Origin of the sequence: uncultured Olegusella sp. (genome assembly GCF_947253395.1) — a bacterium.
Taxonomy (GTDB): Bacteria; Actinomycetota; Coriobacteriia; order Coriobacteriales; family Atopobiaceae; genus Olegusella.
Genome location: NZ_CAMXYY010000117.1, coordinates 1 through 4203, shown reverse-complemented (window position 1 = coordinate 4203; position 4203 = coordinate 1). Strand labels below are relative to the sequence as shown.

At 48.4% G+C, this 4203-nt stretch carries 4 protein-coding genes; 3 read left to right on the top strand and 1 reads right to left on the bottom strand.

Annotated elements, in window-relative coordinates:
- The coding region (locus Q0X25_RS07505; protein WP_298580734.1) for an ATP-binding cassette domain-containing protein at positions 1 to 945 on the top strand (945 nt) is incomplete at its 5' end.
- Positions 946 to 1088: 143 nt separating this feature from the next.
- On the opposite strand, the gene pta is transcribed toward Q0X25_RS07505, so the two are convergent.
- Complete coding sequence (pta, locus tag Q0X25_RS07500; RefSeq protein ID WP_298580732.1) at positions 1089 to 2066, bottom strand: phosphate acetyltransferase; 978 nt, start codon at positions 2064 to 2066, stop codon at positions 1089 to 1091.
- A gap of 220 nt (positions 2067 to 2286) precedes the next feature.
- Between pta and glf the strand changes: the two genes are divergently transcribed.
- Both glf and Q0X25_RS07490 read left to right on the top strand, forming a co-directional pair.
- Positions 2287 to 3489: a UDP-galactopyranose mutase gene (glf, locus tag Q0X25_RS07495; RefSeq protein WP_298580730.1), complete on the top strand. Its 1203-nt coding sequence runs from the start codon at positions 2287 to 2289 to the stop codon at positions 3487 to 3489.
- A 53-nt stretch (positions 3490 to 3542) separates the two neighbouring features.
- The coding region (locus tag Q0X25_RS07490; protein WP_298580727.1) for a glycosyltransferase family A protein at positions 3543 to 4203 on the top strand (661 nt) is incomplete at its 3' end.

The window sequence follows — 4203 nt, the reverse complement described above, 5'->3', positions numbered from 1 at the left end:
GATAGTCAACGTTTGGGGATGCTCAAGCTCTATCGAGTTGATTCGTTCCATCAGTTTGGAGCTTATATTTGGCCTGAGCTCCAATCGTATTTATTTGCTTCCGCAAAAATGACTGTGGGTATGAGCTGGAAGGCAGGAGTTGCAGCAGAGCTTATTGGTAGTCCCGCAGGGAGTATAGGCGAACACATTTATCAGGCAAAAATAGTGCTTGAGACAGCTGATGTGTTTGCCTGGACCATAGTTATTGTGCTACTTGCATATATCTGCGAGCAGGTGTTTTTATATTTCCTTTTACACTCAGCTGATGTTGGTACTGCTTGGGCTATAAGGACAGCCGCGAAAAAGCAACAAGCCGCTCCTATCTCAAAAAAGCTCGTTATTACATCACTAAGCTGTTCACGCGGAGAAAAGCAGCTTTTTGAGGGTTTTACACAGAGTTTTGCGGCGGGTTCCAAGACATGTCTTATGGCTGCTACAGGTACGGGCAAGACTACGCTCTTGCATATTATTGCAGGAATAGAGCGCGCTGATAGGGGAGAGCTTGAGCATGAGGGGCATGTTTCTCTTGCCTATCAGAAAACCTGTTTGCTCGAACAACTCAGTGCTTTAGATAACATAGTGCTTGCTACAGGTCTGCCTTTTACAGAAACAGAAAAGCTGCTTTGCGAGATTCTTCCTATAGAGTTGCTTTCTCGGCCTGTCTGCCAGCTTTCTGGTGGTGAACGTCGCTGTGTTGAGCTGGTGCGCGCACTTGCCGCACCAAGTACTCTTGTTTTGCTTGATGAACCCTTTGCTTCGCTGGATGAAACAACTCATCGTCGGAGCGCTGAGTTCATTTTGCGTCATTTAGCTGGGCGCACTCTTATTGTTGCGACGCACGATGTTGGCGATGCAACCCTTCTGGGGGCCTCTATTCTTTTACTTGATATTGATAGTGATGTCTGAGGGTATAAGAGGAGCTTCTCTTCTTGCTCATACAAGGAAGAACCCACCTGTTGGCTATCATGTTCAAACCGATGGACTCAATCGAAAGGGGGCTTTTGATACAGCCCCCTTCGTGTGTAGCACACAGCAAAATTGATGCGAACTTACGCCATTTGCTGAGCTTGGACGGCGGTAATAGCAACAACACCAATGATATCCTCAGCACTGCAGCCACGGGATAGGTCATTGACAGGCCTAGCAATGCCCTGCAGGATGGGACCGTAGGCCTCGGCCTTGCCCAGACGCTGTACCAGCTTGTAACCAATGTTGCCCGACTGTAAGTCGGGGAAGATAAGGACGTTCGCCTTGCCTGCGACAGTCGAGCCAGGAGCTTTAATGTCTGCTACAGACTGTACCAACGCTGCGTCAAGTTGGAGTTCGCCATCGGCTGCAAGTTCAGGAGCCTTTTCGTTGAGAAGCTTAATGGCCTCTCGTACCTTGTCAGCAGAAGCGCCCTTGGCAGAGCCCTTGGTGGAGTAGGAAAGCAGTGCAAGCTTGGGCTCACCGCTCATGAATGCTTTCCAACTGGCGGCAGAAGAGATAGCAATCTCAGAAAGTTGGTCGGCATCGGGATCAATGTTGAGACCAATATCAGAGAAGATAAAATTACCCTCTTGTCCGAACTTGCAATCAGGCACACACACAACCATAAAGCCCGAGACCAACTTGGTACCAGGAGCGGTCTTCAGGATTTGTAGAGCAGGACGCAGGGTGTTTGCGGTGGAATGACAAGCGCCAGAAACCAAGCCGTCAGCATCACCCATCTTGACCATCATGGTGCCAAAATAGGTAGCATCTTTGACCTGCTCACGAGCCTGCTCAATGGTGACACCCTTTTTAGCACGGAGTTCGGCAAACTTTTGTGCATAAGCCTCTGCATGCTCATCAGAGACAGGATCTATAACAACAGCGCCAGGAACATCAATTTCTGCAGGATTGCCGAGAATGACCAGATTGGCTAGGTCTTCAGCAACAATTTGTTTTGCTGCCTCAAGGGTACGCGGATCTTCACCTTCTGGGAGCACAATGGTTTTTTTATTAGCTGCAGCAGCTGCTTTCATGCGCGCAAGGAAGTCACTCATGCATTACTCCTTTTTCTTTGTGAGAAAATTTCTCAGCTTATGGGACATCGCTTGGTCATTTGATGCCTTTCTAGGTCATTATAGAGGCCTTGGCGTCATGCGTGGTAAACTCTCGAATAATGTTGAATCAGACAGTTTGGCACCGCTGTGCCATATATAGTGATTTCTTAGGAAAAATCACTAGAGAAGCGCGGGGAGTTTGCCTGCGCAGGAGGATGACATGAGCATACAGATGGGCCTACCCGCCAGCTTTAATGGCAGCATGTATGATGCAATCATTGTCGGCGCAGGGTATGCGGGCGCCGTGTGTGCACGCCGACTTGCTGAGCAATCTGGCTTTAAGGTGGCCGTGCTAGAGCGCCGTCCGCACATTGCAGGTAATGCCTATGACCGCTTTGATGAGGCCGGTGTACTTATTCATGAGTACGGTCCTCACATTTTTCACACCAACGACGAACGAGGTTTCGATTTTCTGTCGCGCTTTACCGACTGGACCAATTATCAGCACAAGGTACTTGCCAATATTCATGGCACTCTCATGCCTGTGCCTTTCAATCACAAGTCTTTAAAGCTTGCCTTTGGCGAGGAGAAAGGTGAGCACCTCTACCAAAAGCTCGTGGCTAGCTTTGGCGAAAACAAAAAGGTCCCCATTATGCAACTTCGAGAGGCAAATGATCCCGAGCTGTCTGAGGTTGCAGATTATGTTTACGAGAACGTCTTTTTGTACTACACAATGAAGCAATGGGGCAAAACTCCTGCCGAGATCGACCCTGCTATTACTGGCCGTGTCCCTGTTTTTGTGGGTGACGATGATCGTTACTTCCCGACTGCCACCTATCAAGGTGAGCCTGTTGACGGCTATACTGCCCTTTTTGAGCGTATGCTTGACCACGATCTCATCGAGGTATATCTCAACGTCGATGCGCGCGATGTACTCTCTGTGTCCGAGACACGCGTACAAGTTTGTGGTGTTCCCTATGGTGGCGAGGTTATCTACACGGGCCCTCTTGACGAGCTTTTCAATATGGATTTAGGCCCTCTTCCGTATCGCTCTCTCGATATGCGTTTTGAGACCCTTGATATCGATCAGTTCCAGCCTGTAGGTACTGTTAACTACACCACAAGCGAAGACTTTACGCGCATTACTGAGTTTAAAAATCTTACTGGTCAGGTGCTACCTGGCAAGACAACCATCATGCGTGAATATCCCATGCCTTATGAGCCAGGTGGCAATCAGACACCGTACTACGCTATTCTTGAGGAGCAAAACATCGAGCTCTACAAGGCTTACCGCGCAAGAGTTGAGGGTCTGCTTAACTTCCATGTGGTTGGTCGCCTAGCGGAGTATCGCTACTATGATATGGACGGTGTTGTGAGCTCTGCTTTGGCACTTTCGGACGAGATTATTAAGGCAAATCACTAAGGTAAGAAGGCCCTCAACTAAGGCCTTTTATGAGCGAGAATAGGTTTTATTGCATGCAAAAGACCATCAGTTTTGGCATTCCGTGTTACAACTCCTCCGAGTACATGGATCACTGTATCAGTTCAATCCTCGAGGGCTCTGGATATGCCGATGACGTTGAGGTCATCGTTGTTGATGACGGTTCGACCAAAGATGATACTTTCTCCAAGGCTCAGGATTGGGAGCGCCGTTATCCCAATCTTGTAAAAGCTGTTCACCAAGAAAATGGTGGCCATGGCATAGCTGTTCTTAAGGGCTTAAGCAACGCAACGGGCGTGTACTACAAGGTTGTCGACTCTGACGACTGGCTGGATGGCGATGCCTTGCAGGCCCTGCTTGCTAAGCTTCGTCATTTCATTGAGTTTAATACTCGTGTAGACCTTGTTATTAGCAATTACGTCTATGAGCACGTTGAGGATGGCAAGCAGATCGTTATTGACTACCATCGTGCTGTGCCTCGTGGAAAGATTTTTACCTGGGACAAGATTGGCCATTTTAATATGTCCCAGAATCTGCTGATGCACTCTTTGTGCTATCGCACCGATATTCTGCGTGACGGTGGCGTACCTATGCCTGCTCATACCTTTTATGTGGACAATATCTATGCTTATGTACCCCTACCTCGCTGCAAGACGCTTTATTACCTTGATGTTGACCTCTATCGCTACTTTATTG